Raw genomic sequence first — 17,999 nt, 5'->3', positions numbered from 1 at the left:
ATCATGACGACGATCAATAGAGACGACATCATCGCCCGCTACTCCAAGGTCGACACCTCCAACGTGGCCGATGTGCTCGACGAGATGGGCTATCCCGACCAAGGCCTGGCGGCGGACTTTCTGCCTTATGTGTCTGGCGCCGAGAAGATCGCGGGTTTCGCCTATACGATCCGCGGCCAGATGACCCCCTATCCGCTGGGTGGCGACGCCGAGAAGATGAAAGCCTGCCAGGGCCTGTCGCCAGGCGACGTCTCGGTGTGGAGCGGCGATGGCGCGGGCATTTGCTATTTCGGTGAGCTCATCGCCATCGGCATGAAGGAGCGCGGTTGCGTCGGCGCGCTTGTTGACGGTGGCATTCGCGATTTACGCTATCTCAGCCAGCACGGCTTTCCCGTCTTCGCCAAATATCGCACTCCGGTTCAGTCGATCGGGCGCTGGAAGGTGAACGGCTATAACATCCCGGTGTCGGTGAGCGGTGCCACCCGCAAGGATGTGACGATTACGCCCGGAGACTTCATCCTGGCGGATGAGGACGGCGCCATCGCTATTCCGGCGGCCTTGATCGAACCTGTCTTGATCCGCACGGAAGAGCTGACGCGTCGCGAAGAGGATATTCGCGCCGAAATTCTCGGCGGCTTGTCCCTTGCCGAAGCTCTGAAGAAGTACGGCCACGTTTGACAGTAACGGATTGCGCGATGGACGGGGTACCAACAGTGGTGGAGTTTTCGATCGAGGAGAGTGTCTATCACACGCCTCGGGGCATCCCACTGATCGCGCGCATCTACCGACCAAAGGTTGAACGTAAAACAGCGGCTGTCGTTGACGCCCATGGCGGCCGCTGGTGCGCTGAAGATCGCCTGACCAATCAGGCGATCGATGGTGCCTTGGCTGCCGCCGGCGTTCTGGTGATGGCGATCGATTTTCGCGTGCCGCCCCAGGGGCGCTATCCGCTGCCGGTATCAGACATTAATTTCGCCATCCGCTGGCTCAAGCACCATGCGCAGGAGCTGAACGTCGACCCCGATTGTATCGGCGCCGTCGGCACGTCGAGCGGCGGCCATCAACTGTTGCTGACGGCCTTGCGGCCGGACGATCCTGATTTCGCTATCGATCAGCCCGAGATGAAGGAAAGTGCCAGTCTAGCATTTCTCGTCGCCTGCTGGCCGGTGTCTGATCCGGCAATCCGTTATGACTATGCGTTGAGCAAGGGCATGCACGATCATGTCGCTTGCCATGACGCCTATTGGACCAGCCGTGAGCAAATGGAGGAGGGCAGCCCGATGCGGCTGGTACGCGAGCGGCAGGCGACGCACTGGCCACCGCTCATGCTCGTCCAGGGAGCGGCCGACATTATTCTGTCACCTCACATGTCGCAGATTTTTGCCCGGGCTTACGCGGAGCAGGGCGGTTCCATCGCGCTGAACGAATACGAGGGACAGGGGCACACGTTCATCACCAAGGACCCAACGACAGCGGCTTCGCGCCAGGCGATCGCCGATATCATCGCCTTTGTTCAAGCGAGGCAGCCGCAAACGGAATGATGCGTCGGGTCGGCACAGGCCCGATGACGACCAACAACGCCTATGTGCAAAATGGGGGGATCTCGATGCGTTCATTCAACCGACGGACCGTCATCGCTGGCAGCGCGGCATTCGGCGCCGGCCTTGTTGCCACAAGATATGCGCGGGCACAGAGCCCGCAGGACTTCGCGGCCTCGAAGGCGTCTGCGAATCCGCTGGCGCAGCGCCGCGAGTATGTCATTCGCAACGCGCATCTGCTCACCATGGATAGTCAGCTCGGTGAAATCCCAGCCGGCGACGTCCACGTCCGCAACGGTGCTATCGTCGCGGTCGGCTCCAATATCAGCGCGCCGAACGCCGAAGTGATCGAGGGCAGAGGCATGATCTGCATGCCCGGCTTCGTCGATACCCATTGGCATTTGTGGAACTGCAATTGCCGGCAATGGGTGCGCACCACCGACAATCGCTATTCTTATTTTCCCCTGACCTCGCGCATCGGCGTCAGGACCACACCCGCCGACGCTTATCGCGCCGCGCGCTTTGGTCTGGCCGAAGGCCTGCTCTCGGGCATCACCACGGTTCATAACTGGTGCCACAACACCCGTGGCCCCGGCTGGGCCGATGCCGAGATCAGCGCCATGCGCGATATGGGCATTCGAGGCCGCTACTCCTATGGTGGCCCGCAACAGGGCCCGACCGACAAGGCCATGGATCTGGTCGATCTGGCGCGCGCCAAGAAAGACTGGTTCGCCGATCCCGCAACAACCGACAGCCGACTGTCGCTCGGCATTTGCTCGCGCAATCTGGTGCCCGGCCAGAGCCTGCGCGGCACCATCACCTTCGACATTGCCCAGCGTGATTGGGGTGGCGCGCGCGAACTTGGCTTGCCGATCACTTTACATGCCTCGCCCAAAGACCTGGTCTTCGAGCTGGAGAAACAGCGCCTGCTCGGCTCCGATGTGCAGCTCGTCCACCCCATGTTCACGGCCGCCGAGGAGCGGGCAATCCTCAAAAGCCGAGGCACCAGCTTCAGCTCGTCACCGATCGGCGAAGTACAGCGCCCGCCGGACGGGGGTGTGGTGCAGATCAACGAACTGTTGCAATCGGGCGTTCTGACCAGTCTCTCGCTCGACGAAACAGTCGCCGGTAATGCCGACTTCTTCAACGTCATGCGCGTCATGTTCAAATACGACAAGCATCGTGTCGGCGAAGGCGCCGACAATCTCGTCACCACCAAGCGGCTGGTCGAGTTGGCGACCATAGAAGGCGCCAAGGCACTCGGCCTCGATAAGCTCACAGGGTCGCTGACGGTCGGCAAGCGTGCCGATCTTATCCTGGTTGGAGGCGACGAGTTTAATATCGCACCCATGGCAAATCCCTGGGATGCGATCGTGCTTCACGCCCAGCCAAGCAATCTGTCACTGGTCATGGCAGATGGTCGCGTTCTGGCGAAGGGCGGCAAATTGAGTGGCATCGATCACGGCAAGATATTGCATGAGGTCCGGGAATCAAACACCCGTCTCGCTGCTTTCGCCGATCCGGCCTGAGCGAGAAACAGGTCAGACGTGAAGACGCAACTTGTGTAGGCAGTGCCTGCACAAGTTGCTTTCTTTTGACTGCAACATATGCAACCTGCAGATTATCGATGCAGCGCAGACATTGGACTTCATTTCATCTGCTTCTCATCGAGATTAGTTTTCCTACTATAGGGCATATAGCGCCCCCGATAGTCCTTCGAAGACTTGTGACGTTGGTTTCCTGATCCATAGTGCTCTGCACCGAGACAGCATTATGGGATCAGAAACATGGTGCCTTATGAATGCATCCTGCGCGCAGGTCTTTTCGCTACGGCAATCTTAACTTCATTGAACACCGGCCAAGCTCTTGCTGATGACAAGGGCGATGCCTTTTTCAAAGGCAAGCGGATGACGATGCTGATCGGCTCGTCTGCCGGCGGCGGTTATGATGTCTATGCCCGTCTCATCACCCGACATCTGGGGAAGCATATTCCCGGAAATCCAATCGTCGTTGCGTCCAACATGGCAGGGGCGGGGAGTAATGTCGCGGCGGCCTTCATCGCCAACTCGGCACCGAAGGACGGGACGACAATTGGAGCCCTCTATATGGGCGCCATCGTCGAGCAGCTCTTTTACGACAAGACGCGCCCGACCCATAATCCCCTGGAGTTCAACTACGTCGGCAACGCGAATACGGACTACGACGTTTGCGCCGTTCGCAGTGATGCCGGCATCAATTCCCTGTCGGATCTGTTTCAGAAGGAGATCATTTTGGGTGCGAGCGCACCAGGTGGCGCGACTTATGATTTCCCGATGCTTCTGAAGGAGCTGCTCGGCGCGAAGCTGAAGATCGTTTCTGGCTATCCCGGCTCCAGAGAGGTCAATCTCGCTTTGGAGAAAGGCGAGGTGCAGGGCATTTGCGGCCAGTCGTGGGGCGGCGTCGCCGCCATGTATGAGCCGATGATCCGTAGCGGCGCCATAAAATTACTCGCACAGGAGGCTGTCAGCGGGCATCCCTATCTGGACAGCATGAAAATACCGCTCACAAAAGTGTTCGCGTCCAACGATACGCAACGCGCCATCATGAATCTTTTCTATTCGCAAACAAGTTTTTCGAGGCCCTATGTGGTTGCCAAGGACGTGCCCGCGTCGAGGGTCACTCTGCTCCGCCAAGCCTTTATGAAGACGATGACGGATCCGGCCCTCGTCGCCGAGGCCGCGCGCGCGCAGATCGATATCGACGCGACGCCCGGAGAGGTCATGCAGAAGACGTTGGCGGAACTCTATGATGCCCCTGCTGATCAGATTCAGGCGATCCGCAAGATATACGCGGCCAAATAGGGATGGCTTCATGAGGCATTTTAAATGCTTGATTTAGAAATTCTAATAGTCGCGGTTTCGGCTCGAAGCGGCGCTGCGGCAATGCTAATCGAAAATGATGCCATAGGAGTTGTGATCATGTCGAAGTTACGTCACGTGGCGCTTATCGTCTCTGACCCGGAAGCCTCCGCAGCCTTCTATGAAAAGGCATTTGGAATGACGCGTTGCGGCACAGCCAGGCGTGGCATCTACCTGACAGACGGAACGATGAATCTCGCTCTCCTCAAAAAGGAAGGCGATAAAGAAAGGCTTGGTGTCTATCACTTCGGCATGTGGGTCGATGACCTCGACGACGCCGAAAAGGCCATTCAAGATGCCGGCGGTTCTTATCTGACGGGTCGACCGACTTCACCGAACTCCTACTATGAAGCCAAATACCGGGATCCTGACGGCATCGTCTTCGATGTTACTCACACAGGATGGGCTGGCGCCAAACAATAACCTCTGCATTGAGGCGACATCGATGACATCCAAACAAGTTGTTATTATTGGTGCCGGTCCGGTTGGGTTGAGCCTTGCTTTGGTTCTGACAAAATCAGGTGTTCCGGTCACCGTTATAGAGACATTGAACGAGTCCAACTTTCTCGACCAGGTTCCGCGCGCTGGGACTAATCACCCCGCGACCCTGGAAATGTTCGATCGCATCGGTCTCTATGAAAAGATCGAGCCGCGCGGCTTTCGCGCCCCGCTCTTTCACTATTGGGACCGGGGCGGCCCCACATTGATCGCAGAGTTTGATCACGCACTGCTGCGAAACGATACGAAATTTCCCTATGTGCTTCAGTGTGAGCGTATCAAGATCTGCGAGGAGGCGCTGGCCCTTGCGCTCGAGGAACCATTGTGCACGGTGTTGATGGACACGACATTCGTTTCTTTCACCCAGGATGCCAACGGAATCGTCGCAACCGCGAAAACATCGGACGGTGACGAAATCAAAGTTGAAGGTTCTTATATCGTCAGCGCGGAGGGCGCGCGCAGTATTGTCCGCCGCGATCTTGGTATCGACTTCGAGGGGTTCACCTATCCCGACCGCACCCTGAATATCGAAGTCGTCCACGATTTTAGACAATACGGCTTCGCGGACCGAAACTATATTTCGGATCCCGATGAATGGTCCAACCTGTTCCGTTGGGCTGGCCCCCCGGAACGTTGGCGCGTGCATTTTCCGACCAATCCCGACGATGATCCAGAGGTCATCACACAGCCCGAGGCCCTGCAGGCACGCCTGCAAGCCTTTATGCCGAGTTCGGAAAACTACGACATTCGCGGCAGTAATCTCTACACGGTGCATCAGCGCGTGGCCGCGAGCTTCCGAAAAGGTCGGGCGATTCTGGCCGGCGATTCCGCGCATGTGAACAGCCCGATCGGCGGCATGGGCATGAATAGCGGGATCCATGACGCATTCAATTTGGCCGATAAATTGATCGCGATTCTGCAAGACCACGTGGACGACGATATTCTCGATCACTATGACCGGCAGCGCCGGCAGATCGCCGTCAGCCATACTCAGGCACAGACCATTCGAAACAAACGGCTGCTCCAAGAGAAAGACCCGACGATACGTCAGCAAAATCAAGATGAGCTCAAGCGCACGGCCGGCGATCCCGATTTAGCCCGTAAGTTCCTGTTGCGCACATCGTTGTTACAAAGCATCCGCGACGCGGCGCTGATACAGTAGAATCTGTTCAGGAATCGCTGAGAATGCGGAAATGCGGGACCAGTGCCGTTGCCACGGCGCGCAGGCGGGGCAGGCATTCGTCCTGCAGCGCCGCGCGACAGACACTTGTCAGTTCCATCATCGCAGTCGGCATTTCACGCTTACGCCAGACGAGCCCCATCGTCCGGCTCAGACCTGGCGACGGCATCTCATGAATAGCAATTTCGGCGCCGGCTTCCAGTGGACCGAGCAGTTGCGAGGGTGACAGGATCGACCAGCCATAGCCGCGCGCGATGGCGCGCACGAGATCGCTCGACGATTCAAATGAATTGCCTCGAGGAATCTCCAGGCGGAGACGTCGCAGGTGTCGTTCGATACGCTGGCCGGACTGGGTGCGGCCAGAATATCCTAGGAAGGGGTGGGCTTTGATCAAGGCCTTCAGGTCGTCCACTTTAGCCACGACGCCCTTCGGCGTCGCAATCACATAGGACTCTTGTAGCAGTTCGAGATGGTCGAATGCGCTCGCATCTTCCAAGGCATCGGACGTGAAGGCGACATCGATCTCGCGGTTGATCAGATCCTGGGCGTGATTGATGGATAGTCCGCGAATGACCGCGACGTTCTGCGCGATCAATGATCGCGTCATGGTCGCGTACAGGATCGCCGGAACGAGATATTGCGCAAAGGTCGACAGGATTGCGATACGCAGGTGAGGCAATCGCCCGGCCGCCACATGTCTGACCTCATCGCGCATTTCTCTGGCCGCGAGAAGAACGGAGGTCGCTCGGTTCTGCAGAAGTTGTCCGGCAGGGGTCAGGCGAAGCGGGCGGATATCGCGATGAAACAGTGGCGCGCCAAAATGCGCTTCCAGAAGCTTGATCTGCTGCGAGATCGCGGACTGGGTGATCCCCAGCTGGCTGGCGGCCACCGTCATGCTTCCCGACTCTGCCACGCCGACAAAGGCTTCCAGGCTCTTCAGGAAATCAAAATCGCGGGCGGCGGGCTCACTCATCAGCGGTTCCAAATCATAAAGCCTGTCGGGTCGTCGTTTTAATCGGACCTCAGGGAGATACTGGCACGAACAGGTCTTCTGGCAAAAGCCGGACAGAGGCCATGTTCTGCTCATGGACATATTGACAGAGCGCGGACAAAGCAGCTCGGTTCTTTTCTATCCCATATGAAAAGAAATCCTTGCCAAACACACGTTTTGCCTCCTCGATGTGATCGATCAAGAATGGCAGCCCGAGTTGCAGCGCATCGGTATCGTAAAGTCCGTTCAGGGCGAAATCCTTGGCCTTTTCGAAAGCGGCGTAAACCGCAGCTGCGACCCAGGGGGTACGCTCGTAGACATCATTGCGAATGGCGATCGTATGCATGACGGGAAAGATCCCCGTCTTGCGATAATAAGCGATTTCGGCTTCCTTGACGTTTGGAAATAGCCGGTCGACGTTTGGATCGCGGTTCCGGAAGCTTTCGGGCATGTCCTGCGAGATCAGAGCGTCAATCTCGCCGCTGAGAAGCATCGCGTTTAGGCATTGCGTCGCTCCCAGCAAGGTCACTTTCAGGCCGGGCTCAATGGGCGAGGGCATAACCGGGGCAATGCCGTGATCGATTCCGCCGATAAACCAGTCTATCTCGTTAGCTGCTACGCCATACTCGTGCTTCAGCAGGCCCCGGGCATAGACGAGCGCGGTTGAGGTAAACCGCATCGTGCCGACCCGCCGTCCTCTCAAATCGCCGGGTTCGCGAATTCCACTTCCACGACGAATATAGATTATATCGTGGCGGAACATCTTGGAGAGAATGACGGGAATTGCCACGAACGGACAATTCGGGCCGCTCTTCATGCTGACGAGGGTAGCAAAAGACATTTCAGACATGTCGAAGTCGCCAGCGAGCATGCGCTCAAATGCTAGGCGTGGTCGCATGACGTCCACACGAAGATCAATGCCGGCAGGCTTGATGCGTCCATCGATGAGGGAGCGGGTTCGATCGTAGTTCCAGCAAGCGACGGAAAGGGGAAGATCGCTCATGCTTCAAGCCCTCACTGTGGGAAGCATGGACCGTAAGGGAAGACGAACGAGCTTGAAAGTCTCGCGGCAAATCATTTCATTTCGTTTTCCAGTTTTCGCGAATTTTGCTTAAGCGAGCTGGCTCGCCTATGTGTCTGAATGGCGACTGCTTCGCGATCATGTCGGTACGAAGCCAAGCAAGGTTGCTGCTGCATTCCAGGCATACGCGAATGGAATGCTATCGCCTGAGAGATTCGATGGCCGAACGATTTTTATAGGCCTCCCGGCGACGGCCTGCTAAGAAATCAGCGTAGCCGTTTGAACCCCTCTGACCTCCAGCGCATCCGAATTCTAGAATTAGGTTCCATAAGATAAATTATGCGAACTACATGTGTAGATGGGTGGATTCTACCTTGAAGTGGGACTTGCTAGAAGAGGGCGTGAAACGCAGATCCGCGACCCTGCGGTCTAATGTCTAAATGGGCGGTGTCTCAAAGAACGCCACTTCAGGCCGTCGATCCGTACGCGTTGTGATGATGCACTCAAGTGGTATATCGATTTTGTTGAAACAATATGGTTGGAGGAGCTAGACGTGACTGAGGGGCCCCCTCGATATGCCGAGATTGATCCAAACATTCATTCGCCGCTGCTGCAGGACGTTTTGAAGCGGGCCATTGCCGGTAGAGGTCGTGTTCCCACACCGTTCAAGGTTTGGTTGCACAGTGAAAAGCTGGCGGATGCGATCGAGCATCTGGGTACCATGCTCAACACTCAATCTAGCCTCTCTGAACGAGAATTCGAATTGGCGATCGTGTTGATTGCGCAGCATTGGGAATCGCCCTTTGTCATCGATGCTCATTTACGCTTTGTATCGAAAGCGGGAATGCCGGCACCTACCGTCGAGGCGTTAAAAGCGCGCTATGTTCCGTATTTAGAAACCGAGCGAGAGAAGGCCATCTACGAGATCTTCAAGGCCTTTGATCGGAAGGACGTAGCCACCGACGAAGTGTTCAACCACGCGGTCAAACATCTTGGTCGCAATGGTTTGGCTGAACTATTGGCATTCCTAGGTTATTACACCGCCGTTGCTATGGCGATGAAACTGCACCGGGAGCCCGTGCCCGAAGCGTGAGATCATCAGTGCAACTTAATGCCACTGGTTGCGATGATTGAATATCAGAATTTGCAACTCGAGGGTGCGGAACGTTCTTTGCAGGGTTAATTGGCACCAGCTGTTCGCAATAGTGCGTTGGTCTTGATCATAGCTATTAGCGGACGGACGCTATTGTTCGCCGAACTCCACGTAGCCACGCTGAGATTTCTGGCGAAGTATTTTTGTCAGCTCCGTGCTGCTGTAATTGAAGTTGCTACCACGCGGCTCTTGATTGGTTTGTCCACTCAGATTTTCCTCAAGCCGAAACTAGATTCTTGAAAGATCGCTCGAGTATCGCATCACTTGCCGCGTCGGATCTTGGATTGGGAGGCGCTGAAATTGTCACGGAGGGCGCTGCGCCAATTTTCTTCTCCTCGTGGCTGTCTCACGACACGGCCATGAATCAAGAAATGCCACCCGTGCGTGGCCGTGTGCATATGAACGACGACGCAATTCATCGCTTCGCAGATTACTCCGACCATTCGAATGAAATCCGCACCACGACCGGTTTCACGGCGCGAATAGCGGCATCAGAAGAACGAAATTCCCGATCACCGGAGACGGCCTCGAGAGCGGAGCCTGATGCCCCTCGGTCCGCGTCGAAGAGCATAGTCAGGCTGCACCCGCCAACGGGTCGGGCGAGCGCGCCGTTGCCCCAGTCGGCAGCGTAACCGGCATTGTCCCAATCGAATCCTAGGATCGTGAACGGCTCGCCATTTGCGGCCTCGACTTCCGCCAGCGTCGCACCGATGGCAAGGCGCCGCTCACCGGATCCAGGCAGTCGAATACTCCAAGCGCTGCCCTGCCGAAAGCGGATTGTGCTCGGTTGGCGGTGCCTCGACTTATCACGCCAGATGATTTCGATACGGCGCTTTGGGTCCTCAGGAAAAATAGTGGCGCCGGACTCCGTGAATCCTTCCCCGACATCGATGTCAGTGCGCTTCACATTAGTAGCGCCGAAAGCTTTCGCCAGCGCAACTTCGTCGGCGTTACGGGCGAAGGGACCGGTGCAATCAAGAACGGTAGGTGTTTGTGCGTAAACTGGCATCACTAACATTATGCCGGCCAAGGCCAAAACACGAATTGCCGGCAGAGCCGGCATACCTGAAGCGTCCCGCGTCATTCGAAGTCGCATGCTTTCTTCGTTTCGCTCAGTCAATTCGTGCTCCCTTTTGAAAACGCCGCTGGTGCACTTCAAATTCTGAAGCGGAATCTCTACCTCTTTATGACGACAGAAAGAATCAGTCCAAACCGCGGCATCGCTTTAACAATGTACGAAACCACTGGTGAGCCGCGTTGGACTGTTCCCGCTCATGCCAAACCACTGAGACATCAAACGGCGTAACTAAAAACGGGGAAGGGTAAGTAATGATCTCTTCTGGATCGGTAAAGGCTTGAGCGACTGACTTCGGCACCGACGAAATCAGATCGGAGTTGCGCACGATGTTGACCGCCATCAAATGGCTCGCGACCGAAATTGCGACCTTGCGCGAATGGCCCAATTTTTGGAGCGCATGATCGATCGGGGAATAGCGCCAGGTTTGAAAGGGCCGCAGAACGACATGCTTTGCGGCAACGTAGTCTTCCAGTGTCAGCGTCGCGGATGGGGTGCGATGACGCCGTGAAGCAATCACCACGGAAGATTCCCGGAATAGACGCATGACCCTGAAATTGTCAGGCGGCGGTTCGAATGCGTAGCTGATGAGGAAATCCAGGCGTCCGGATCGCAAATGCTCCGGACCATCGTTGCCGTATGTGGACTGCAGATCGAGCGTCACCTGTGGCGCTTCTGAGTTCAGCAAGGGCAGCAGGCGAGGAAGCAAAAGGGATATGACATGCTCCGGCGCATGGACGCGAAAATGATAGTCGCTCGATTGCGGATCAAATTCTTGATTGAGTGATGCCGCCTGACCGATCTGTTGCAAGGCATTGATGATTGGCCCTGCCAAGTCCTCGGCGCGGGCCGTCGCCGCCAAGCCGTGAGCGGTCCGGACGAAAAGCTTGTCTTTGAACACGATCCGCAACCGGGCCAGAGCGCTGCTGGTTGTTGATTGCGTCTGTCCAAGTTGCTGTGCGGCCTTCGTGACATTCCGTTCCTGAAACAGAGCAACGAAGACGCGCAACAGATTAAGGTCGAATGTTTGCATATCCAGTCCGCGCAAGCAGAAATAAAGGGGAGCATTTTCTGTCGCCCCCGCAAAATTGCAATGCGTGATTTTCCAAACGCCAGGTGGCCTGTTCTCAAATGGCCCGTTTTTATGTCCAAATTCTCGCAGAATGCGTTGGTGCGGCTGCCACGGTGAAGGCGGATGGATCGATGCCGTCGTCTTATCCTGCGTCTGGACGGCAAGCCATCCGGCCCCATCGACCGCATCGATAATGGTTATGGGATCAATTCGAAACCGTTTCCGAGACGCGACGCTAATGTGCACGCGAATGGGAGGTCGAGAATGACTGTCGTAAACCAGGCTCAATTTTCAACCGGCGGCACCGACGTCGATCGGCGTCTTCAAATTGGCGTTGATATTGGCGGCACGTTCACCGACGTCGTTCTTGAGGCGCCTCAATCCAGCCGGGTCAGCACCAAGGTGCTCACAACCCATACGGCGCCTGAACTTGGCGTCTTCGCCGGTATTCAATCGGTTCTGTCTCAGGCAGGGGCCGAGCCGCAACAGGTTGGCCTCATCGTGCACGGCACCACTTTGGCGACCAATGCCTTGATCGAGCGCCGAGGCGCCCGGACGGCTTTGCTGACGACCGCGGGTTTTCGCGACGTTGTCGAGACGCGATCTGAGGAGCGCTTCGAGCAATATGATCTGACGATCGATCTGCCGCAGCCGCTGGTGCCGCGAAAATGGCGATTTGGCATCGAGGAGAGGGTGGACGTAGAGGGAAATGTTCTGAAATCCCTCGCCACTGACGATGTCATGCGGCTCGTTGAAACACTGCGGCGGCAGGAGATCGAATCCATCGCGATAGGGTTCCTGCACAGCTACCGTTTTCCCGATCATGAGCGTCGTGTGCGCGATATCCTGCGCGCCTCCCTGCCGGATCTTTGGGTGACGATGTCCAGCGACGTTTCGCCAGAGATGCGGGAGTATGAACGTTTCTCGACAGCCTGCGCCAATGCCTATGTTCAACCGCTGATTGCAAGCTATCTTGAACGCTTGCAGGCGAAGCTCCGGGCGGACGGCATGACCGCGCCGTTGCGGCTGATGTTGTCGGGTGGCGGACTGACAACGGTTGAGACCGCGCAACGCTATCCGGTGCGATTGGTTGAATCCGGTCCTGCGGGTGGTGCCCTGTTCGCTGCCAGCATCGCCAAGCAATGTGAGCTCGATCGTGTCTTGTCGTTTGATATGGGTGGGACCACGGCGAAGATTTGCTTGATCGATGATCAAAAGCCCCTGATGTCGCGATCCTTTGAAGTGGCGCGCGTCTATCGCTTCAAAAAGGGCAGCGGGCTTCCGCTGCGCATCCCAGTGATCGAGATGGTCGAGATCGGTGCAGGAGGCGGCAGCATCGCGGGCGTCGATCGGCTTGGGCGCGTGACTGTCGGACCGGAAAGCGCTGGCAGCGAACCAGGGCCGGCATGCTATGGCCGCGGCGGCAGCCATCCCACTGTGACCGATGCTGACTTGGCGCTGGGCCGCCTCGACGCCCAGGCTTTCGCTGGCGGCTCCTTTATCTTGAACAGGGACGCCAGCGCCGACGTTTTGCACCGCGATATCGCGGCGAAACAGGGCCTTGATGTCGAAATGGCCGCATGGACCATCAGCGAAGTGGTCGAGGAGAATATGGCCAGCGCCGCGCGGGTGCATGCCATCGAAAGCGGCGTGGCGCTTTCCGATCGCACGATGATCGCCTTTGGCGGAGCTGCACCCTTGCATGCTTTGCGCATGGCTGAAAAAGTCGGCATCAACCGTGTGATTATCCCGTCCGGCGCCGGCGTCGGATCGGCTGTCGGCTTTCTCAAAGCGCCCTTGTCGTTTGAAATCGCGCGATCTCAGCATTCCCCACTCTCGCAGCTCGATATCGCCGAAACCAAAGCGATGCTGAATGAGATCACGAGCGATGCCTGGAAGGTCGTCGCCGAAACGGCGGGGCATGACCGGCTCACGACAAGTCTGACTGCTTTCATGCGCTATGCCGGACAGGGGCATGAAATCTCGGTTCCGGTTCACGCCTTTGTCGACAAGGCCGACGATGTCGCTACTTTGCGGGAAAGCTTCGAAGCGGAATATCTCAGGGTCTATAGCCGCGCGGTTCCCGCGGCCGATGTCGAACTTCTGAGCTGGGCCGTCACTGTCTCGGCTGATCGCGAAGCATCTGCGCCAGATCCGTCCGAATGTCGCCTGCGCCGTCCAAGCCCGTTGCGGATCGATAAACTGTTCGATCCGGATCGCGGTGGCTGGACTGAGGTCCAAATATATCACCGGGACTCCCTTGCGGCCGGTGATATCATCGATGGTCCCGCCGTCATTCAGGAGCGTGAAACCTCGACGTTGATTACCGCGGCCTTCCGCGCGCGCATCAACGAATGGGACTGTATCGACTGCACGAGGAAATCACAATGACCGTTGCGCAAGCCCTCGCCGCCGTTCATCGGCAAATCATGTGGACGCGTTTGATCGCGGTTGTGGAAGAGCAGGCGCGAACGCTGGTCAGGACATCCTTCAGCACTGCGGTACGCGAGGCCGGTGATCTGTCCGCCGGTGTTTTCGATCTGCAGGGGCGGATGCTGGCCCAAGCGGTGACTGGAACACCGGGCCACGTCAATACGATGGCCATCGCGGTTCAGGGCTTTCTCAAGAAGTTCCCCGCTGCGATCATGAAGAAAGGCGATGCTTATATCACTAACGATCCCTGGTTGGCGTCAGGCCATTTGCACGACATCACGGTCGTTGCTCCCGCATTCTATCGCGGAAAACTGGTGGCGTTTTTTGCATCGGTCATTCATCTCGTCGACGTGGGCGGTCGAGGCATGGGCCCTGATGCGCGGCAGGTGTTCGAGGAAGGCATCGCCATCCCCATGATGCCTTTGGTTCGCGGTGAGCGGCTGAACGCGGATCTGCTGGAAATTCTCCTCGCCAATACGCGCGAACCCACCCAAGTCGAGGGTGATGTTCATGCGGTGCTGACTGCTAGCGCCGAAGGAGAGCGACGGCTGGTCGAAATGCTCGAAGAGTTTGCGATCGACGATCTCGAGGAACTTGGCGTCTATATCATCGAGCAATCCTACAAAGCGACGCTGGACATCATCCGCACGCTCAAGCCCGGCGTCTATTCCAATAAAATGACGGTCGATGGCTACGGCGTCCCCATCACATTGCGGGCGACCTGCACGATCGAACCCGACAGAATCAAGGTCGACTGGGCGGGCACATCGCCGATGAGCCGCTTTGGTATCAATGTGGTGGAACCTTACACCACCGCCTACACCTGTTTCGGACTGCGCTGTGCCCTCGCGCCAGAAATTCCGAATAACTACGGCTCGCTTTCCCCTTTCGAGGTGACGGCCCCACCGGGAAGCATTCTGCATGCGGTTCGCCCTGCGCCGGTTGCCGCGCGCCATATCATCGGCTTGATGCTGCCCGACGTCGTCTTCGGTTGCCTTGAGCAAGTACTGCCCGGTGGCGTGCAGGCCGAGGGCGGCTTGATGTGGAATCCTTATGTGCGGGGCACGCGTTTGCCCGACGGCTCGCACAAGGCGTGGGAATCCTTCTTCTTCTCCAATGGCGGCACGGGGGCGCGTCCGACAAAGGACGGGATGTCGGCGACGGCTTTTCCGGCGGGAACCAGAAGCGTGCAGGTGGAAGCGGCCGAAATGGTCGCGCCCGTGATCATACTGAAGAAGGAACTGCGCACGGATTCAGGTGGGGCGGGCCGGTATCGCGGTGGCCTTGGCCAGACGATTCATATCTCCTCTCGCTCTCCTGGCTCATTCAGCGTTCAGGCCATGTTTGACCGGATCGATCATCCGGCCTTGGGCCGAAGCGGCGGGCAGCCCGGCGCCGTGGGCGCATGCCATTTGCTGTCCGGCGCCGCGATCGCTGGCATGGGTCTTCAGGAAATACCGGAAGGCGGAATCCTCGTTCTGGAGCTTCCGGGCGGTGCCGGCCATGGCGATCCGCGCGAGCGAGATCCGGAATTGCTGCGTCAGGATATTGCCAATGGCTACGTCACGGAACAGTCGGCCGCACGCCTTTACAGTGAAGCGACGCCCAGCGGCACAAGAGACGAGCAGCCAGCATACGATCATCCAGGCGTGGCGCGATGATGATGAACAGTCTCGCCAGAGGACACCATACCAGCGCGCCGGCACCAAGGCGGATTGCCAGCCGAATTTTGCGTCGACCGAAGCGGCAGGAACTGCAGAAGATCAGGTGTGATGTTTGCGTGGTCGGCTCAGGGGCCGCGGGCATATCCGCTGCCCTGGAGTCCGTCCGTCTTGGCAACAAGGTTTTGCTCGTAGAGGCTTCGCCGAGTCTGGGTGGTCAGTCGGTTCATAGCATCGTCGGAACGTTCTGCGGGTTCTATTCAAACGGAGCCGATCCCTATCAGCTTGTTTACGGCATAGCTTCCGAAATCATCACGGAACTGGGCTCGCGGGGTGCCATCAAAACCCGCAAAGGCCGTAACACAATCATACATGTCTACGACGAGGTCGCTTTATCCCGTTGGGTCGAGCAAAGTGTCGCGGCGACGGGAATTACGCCATTGCTGGGTGCGACCATCCGCGAAGTGTCGCTCAAGGCGCGCAAACTAGGTTCGATTGTCGCGGCCACCCGTTTCGGCGACGTCGAAATCGAGGCCGATCACTATATCGACGCGTCGGGCGACGCGGTGTTGAGCTGGTTGGCAGGATTGCAGGTTCAGGAAGCCGAGATACCGATCCGCGGCACGCAGATGATGACGCTCGATGGGGTCGATACGCCATCCCTGTTGCAGACGTCGCGCGATGAGGTGAACAGGCGCGCGCAATTGCTGTCGAACGAATATGGAATTTCCCGCAGGGACGGATTTACCTTCTCGGCGCCCGCCAGCGGCGTTGCTCTCGTGAATATGACGCATCTGGCGACGCCTATGGACGCCGTGAAAATGTCACGCGCGGTGTTGGAGGGGCGCGAGCAGGCGGATCGTGTGCTGAAGTTTCTCCAAACGGAGTTTCCGGCTGCGTTCGGAGCTGCACGCGTACGTAGTTATGGAACGGTAGGCGTCAGGCAAACGCGGATGATCAAGGGAACGCGGACACTGACTGCGGATCAGGTCCGCCAGGGAGCCCGGTTCGATGATGCTGTCGCCAGATGTAGCTGGCCCATCGAGCTGCACGATAACGACGAAGAAGGCTATTGGGAGGAGTTCTCGAGCGATCACATGCATTATGTGCCGCTCGGCAGCCTGCTTCCGCAGGAATGCGACAATCTGGTCACCGCAGGCCGATGCATCGATGCGGACCCGGTTGCGCTGTCGAGCGTTCGGGTCATCGGCCCCTGCATCGCCATGGGCGCCGCCGCAGCCCATGCCTGCGACCTCGCCGGGGCGAAGCCCATACGAGAAATCAACTTCGAGAGCCTGCGACATCGAATTCGAGACAATCTTGAACGCGCCGATGTCTGGGCTGGATCTGTAGCGCCGTAGGCGGGGAGAAATCCATGCGTGAAGAGTGCATCACCGATGAGACTGCGGACGTGCCTGTCAATGGGCCGGGTGTCTGGACGGGCGAGACATTTCGGAATGACACGTCCTGGCTTCATGTTCTCAATGGCGAACAACTGCGAGAGCTGCAGGCAGGAATCAAAATTTGGCAAGGCCAGGATATCCACGCTATCCGCAATCCCGCGGATATTCTGCCGAGCCTGCTGCCGCTCGTCGAGACAACGAAGGAGGAGATCGCTCGCCGCGGATTCGTGATGCTGCGCGGCTTTCCAATCTCGGAGTTGAGCGATGACGACAGCCGTCGCCTCTATTGGGCCATCGGCTTGCTGTATGGTCGAGGGTTGAGCCAGAACAGTCACGGAGACTTCGTGTGTCCGGTCACCAATACAGGTGTCGACTTTGGCTATGATGGAAGGCATTCGGCCAATGACGTGCGCGGCTACCAGAGCAGCGCGGATCTGAATTTCCATTGCGACCCAACCGATATCGTCGGGCTGCTATGCCTGCGCAAGGCCAAGAGTGGCGGCGAAAGCGCGATTGTCAGCTCAGGGGCCATCTATAACGAGATTGTTCGTCAGCGGCCGGACTGTCTGGCACGACTGAAACGCGGCTTTTTCTATGACCGCAAGGGCCAGAATTGGGGGGAGGAGCCGCCGACAACGCCGCGAATCCCCGTCTTCGTTAGGCATCCGGACCGCGTGAGCTGTCGCTACGGCCGTTCCTATATCAATGGTGGGGGCGGGAAAGCCGACGCACCACTCGACAATATGGATCGGGAAGCCCTGGACTTCTTTGATCTCACCGCGCGCCGAGACGATCTGGCGATGCAGATGGCGTTCGAGCCGGGCGACATCCAGCTCCTGAACAATCTGTCGGTGCTGCACGGACGCAGGTCCTACGTCGATCATCCGGAACCGCAGCGGCGGCGCTACTTGTTCCGGCTATGGCTAGAATGTTCGAACGATACGATCTGGGGCGAGGAAGATGACGTCATGCGTCACGCCTATGCGCGTTTTGGAAATCTGGGCTGGGACAGCGCGAACCGCCATCGGATCCGAGGTGTTGCTTAGCAAAAGTCTTGTTTCAATCAGAGAGTGGGAG

General features: G+C 57.7%; 15 protein-coding genes. 11 read left to right on the top strand and 4 right to left on the bottom strand.

What is annotated here, in order from left to right:
- The first annotated feature begins 3 nt into the window (after nucleotides 1-3).
- The 6 genes from BLW50_RS29645 to BLW50_RS29620 all read left to right on the top strand — a co-directional run bounded on the left by BLW50_RS29645 (nucleotide 4) and on the right by BLW50_RS29620 (nucleotide 6,095).
- Complete coding sequence (locus BLW50_RS29645; RefSeq protein ID WP_090710620.1) at nucleotides 4-678, top strand: RraA family protein; 675 nt, start codon at nucleotides 4-6, stop codon at nucleotides 676-678.
- 17 nt (nucleotides 679-695) lie between these two features.
- Entirely contained in the window at nucleotides 696-1,541 is an 846-nt protein-coding gene (locus BLW50_RS29640; protein ID WP_090710618.1) for an alpha/beta hydrolase, read from the top strand.
- A 65-nt stretch (nucleotides 1,542-1,606) separates the two neighbouring features.
- On the top strand, nucleotides 1,607-3,067 hold the full coding sequence (locus BLW50_RS29635; RefSeq protein WP_170850465.1) for an amidohydrolase family protein: 1,461 nt from the start codon (nucleotides 1,607-1,609) through the stop codon (nucleotides 3,065-3,067).
- A gap of 258 nt (nucleotides 3,068-3,325) precedes the next feature.
- Nucleotides 3,326-4,378 (top strand): Bug family tripartite tricarboxylate transporter substrate binding protein, encoded by a 1,053-nt coding sequence (locus BLW50_RS29630; protein ID WP_090710615.1) that lies wholly within the window; start codon nucleotides 3,326-3,328, stop codon nucleotides 4,376-4,378.
- A 24-nt stretch (nucleotides 4,379-4,402) separates the two neighbouring features.
- Nucleotides 4,403-4,858, top strand: coding sequence for a VOC family protein (locus BLW50_RS29625; protein ID WP_210186183.1), 456 nt, complete (start codon nucleotides 4,403-4,405; stop codon nucleotides 4,856-4,858).
- Nucleotides 4,859-4,880: 22 nt separating this feature from the next.
- Nucleotides 4,881-6,095, top strand: a complete 1,215-nt coding sequence (locus BLW50_RS29620; protein WP_170850464.1) for an FAD-dependent oxidoreductase — start codon at nucleotides 4,881-4,883, stop codon at nucleotides 6,093-6,095.
- 7 nt (nucleotides 6,096-6,102) lie between these two features.
- Here BLW50_RS29620 and BLW50_RS29615 read toward each other — a convergent pair whose 3' ends face one another.
- Nucleotides 6,103-7,206 (bottom strand): LysR family transcriptional regulator, encoded by a 1,104-nt coding sequence (locus BLW50_RS29615; protein ID WP_090710611.1) that lies wholly within the window; start codon nucleotides 7,204-7,206, stop codon nucleotides 6,103-6,105.
- Nucleotides 7,136-8,107, bottom strand: a complete 972-nt coding sequence (locus tag BLW50_RS29610) for a substrate-binding domain-containing protein (RefSeq protein WP_090710609.1) — start codon at nucleotides 8,105-8,107, stop codon at nucleotides 7,136-7,138. Before BLW50_RS29610 ends, BLW50_RS29615 begins: the two co-directional genes overlap by 71 nt.
- A 571-nt stretch (nucleotides 8,108-8,678) precedes the next feature.
- Between BLW50_RS29610 and BLW50_RS29605 the strand changes: the two genes are divergently transcribed.
- Nucleotides 8,679-9,218: a carboxymuconolactone decarboxylase family protein gene (locus tag BLW50_RS29605; protein ID WP_139267787.1), complete on the top strand. Its 540-nt coding sequence runs from the start codon at nucleotides 8,679-8,681 to the stop codon at nucleotides 9,216-9,218.
- 490 nt (nucleotides 9,219-9,708) lie between these two features.
- Here the strand turns inward: BLW50_RS29605 and BLW50_RS29595 are convergent, their stop codons facing one another.
- Together BLW50_RS29595 and BLW50_RS29590 are read right to left on the bottom strand one after the other, a co-directional pair.
- Nucleotides 9,709-10,398: a hypothetical protein gene (locus BLW50_RS29595; RefSeq protein WP_139267786.1), complete on the bottom strand. Its 690-nt coding sequence runs from the start codon at nucleotides 10,396-10,398 to the stop codon at nucleotides 9,709-9,711.
- A gap of 82 nt (nucleotides 10,399-10,480) precedes the next feature.
- Complete coding sequence (locus BLW50_RS29590; RefSeq protein ID WP_090710600.1) at nucleotides 10,481-11,386, bottom strand: LysR family transcriptional regulator; 906 nt, start codon at nucleotides 11,384-11,386, stop codon at nucleotides 10,481-10,483.
- Between the two features lie 303 nt (nucleotides 11,387-11,689).
- On the opposite strand from BLW50_RS29590, the gene BLW50_RS29585 reads away from it, so the two are divergent.
- From BLW50_RS29585 to BLW50_RS29570, 4 genes are read left to right on the top strand one after another with little or no spacing between them, the layout of a single operon-like run.
- Complete coding sequence (locus BLW50_RS29585) at nucleotides 11,690-13,816, top strand: hydantoinase/oxoprolinase family protein (RefSeq protein ID WP_090710598.1); 2,127 nt, start codon at nucleotides 11,690-11,692, stop codon at nucleotides 13,814-13,816.
- The gene (locus tag BLW50_RS29580) at nucleotides 13,813-15,519 is read left to right on the top strand and encodes a hydantoinase B/oxoprolinase family protein (protein WP_090710596.1); all 1,707 of its coding nucleotides are present in this window, start codon (nucleotides 13,813-13,815) and stop codon (nucleotides 15,517-15,519) included. Before BLW50_RS29585 ends, BLW50_RS29580 begins: the two co-directional genes overlap by 4 nt.
- Nucleotides 15,516-16,880 carry an FAD-dependent oxidoreductase gene (locus tag BLW50_RS29575; RefSeq protein ID WP_210186182.1) on the top strand — a complete coding sequence of 455 codons (1,365 nt, stop codon included), beginning with the start codon at nucleotides 15,516-15,518 and terminating at the stop codon, nucleotides 16,878-16,880. The genes BLW50_RS29580 and BLW50_RS29575 overlap by 4 nt, the downstream gene beginning before the upstream one ends.
- A gap of 14 nt (nucleotides 16,881-16,894) precedes the next feature.
- Complete coding sequence (locus tag BLW50_RS29570) at nucleotides 16,895-17,968, top strand: TauD/TfdA family dioxygenase (protein WP_090710594.1); 1,074 nt, start codon at nucleotides 16,895-16,897, stop codon at nucleotides 17,966-17,968.
- The last annotated feature ends 31 nt before the right edge of the window (nucleotides 17,969-17,999 follow it).

Source organism: Beijerinckia sp. 28-YEA-48 (genome assembly GCF_900104955.1).
GTDB lineage: Bacteria > Pseudomonadota > Alphaproteobacteria > Rhizobiales > Beijerinckiaceae > Terripilifer.
Note: the sequence above shows the minus strand (reverse complement) of the source record. Positions and strands in the feature narration are given on the sequence as shown.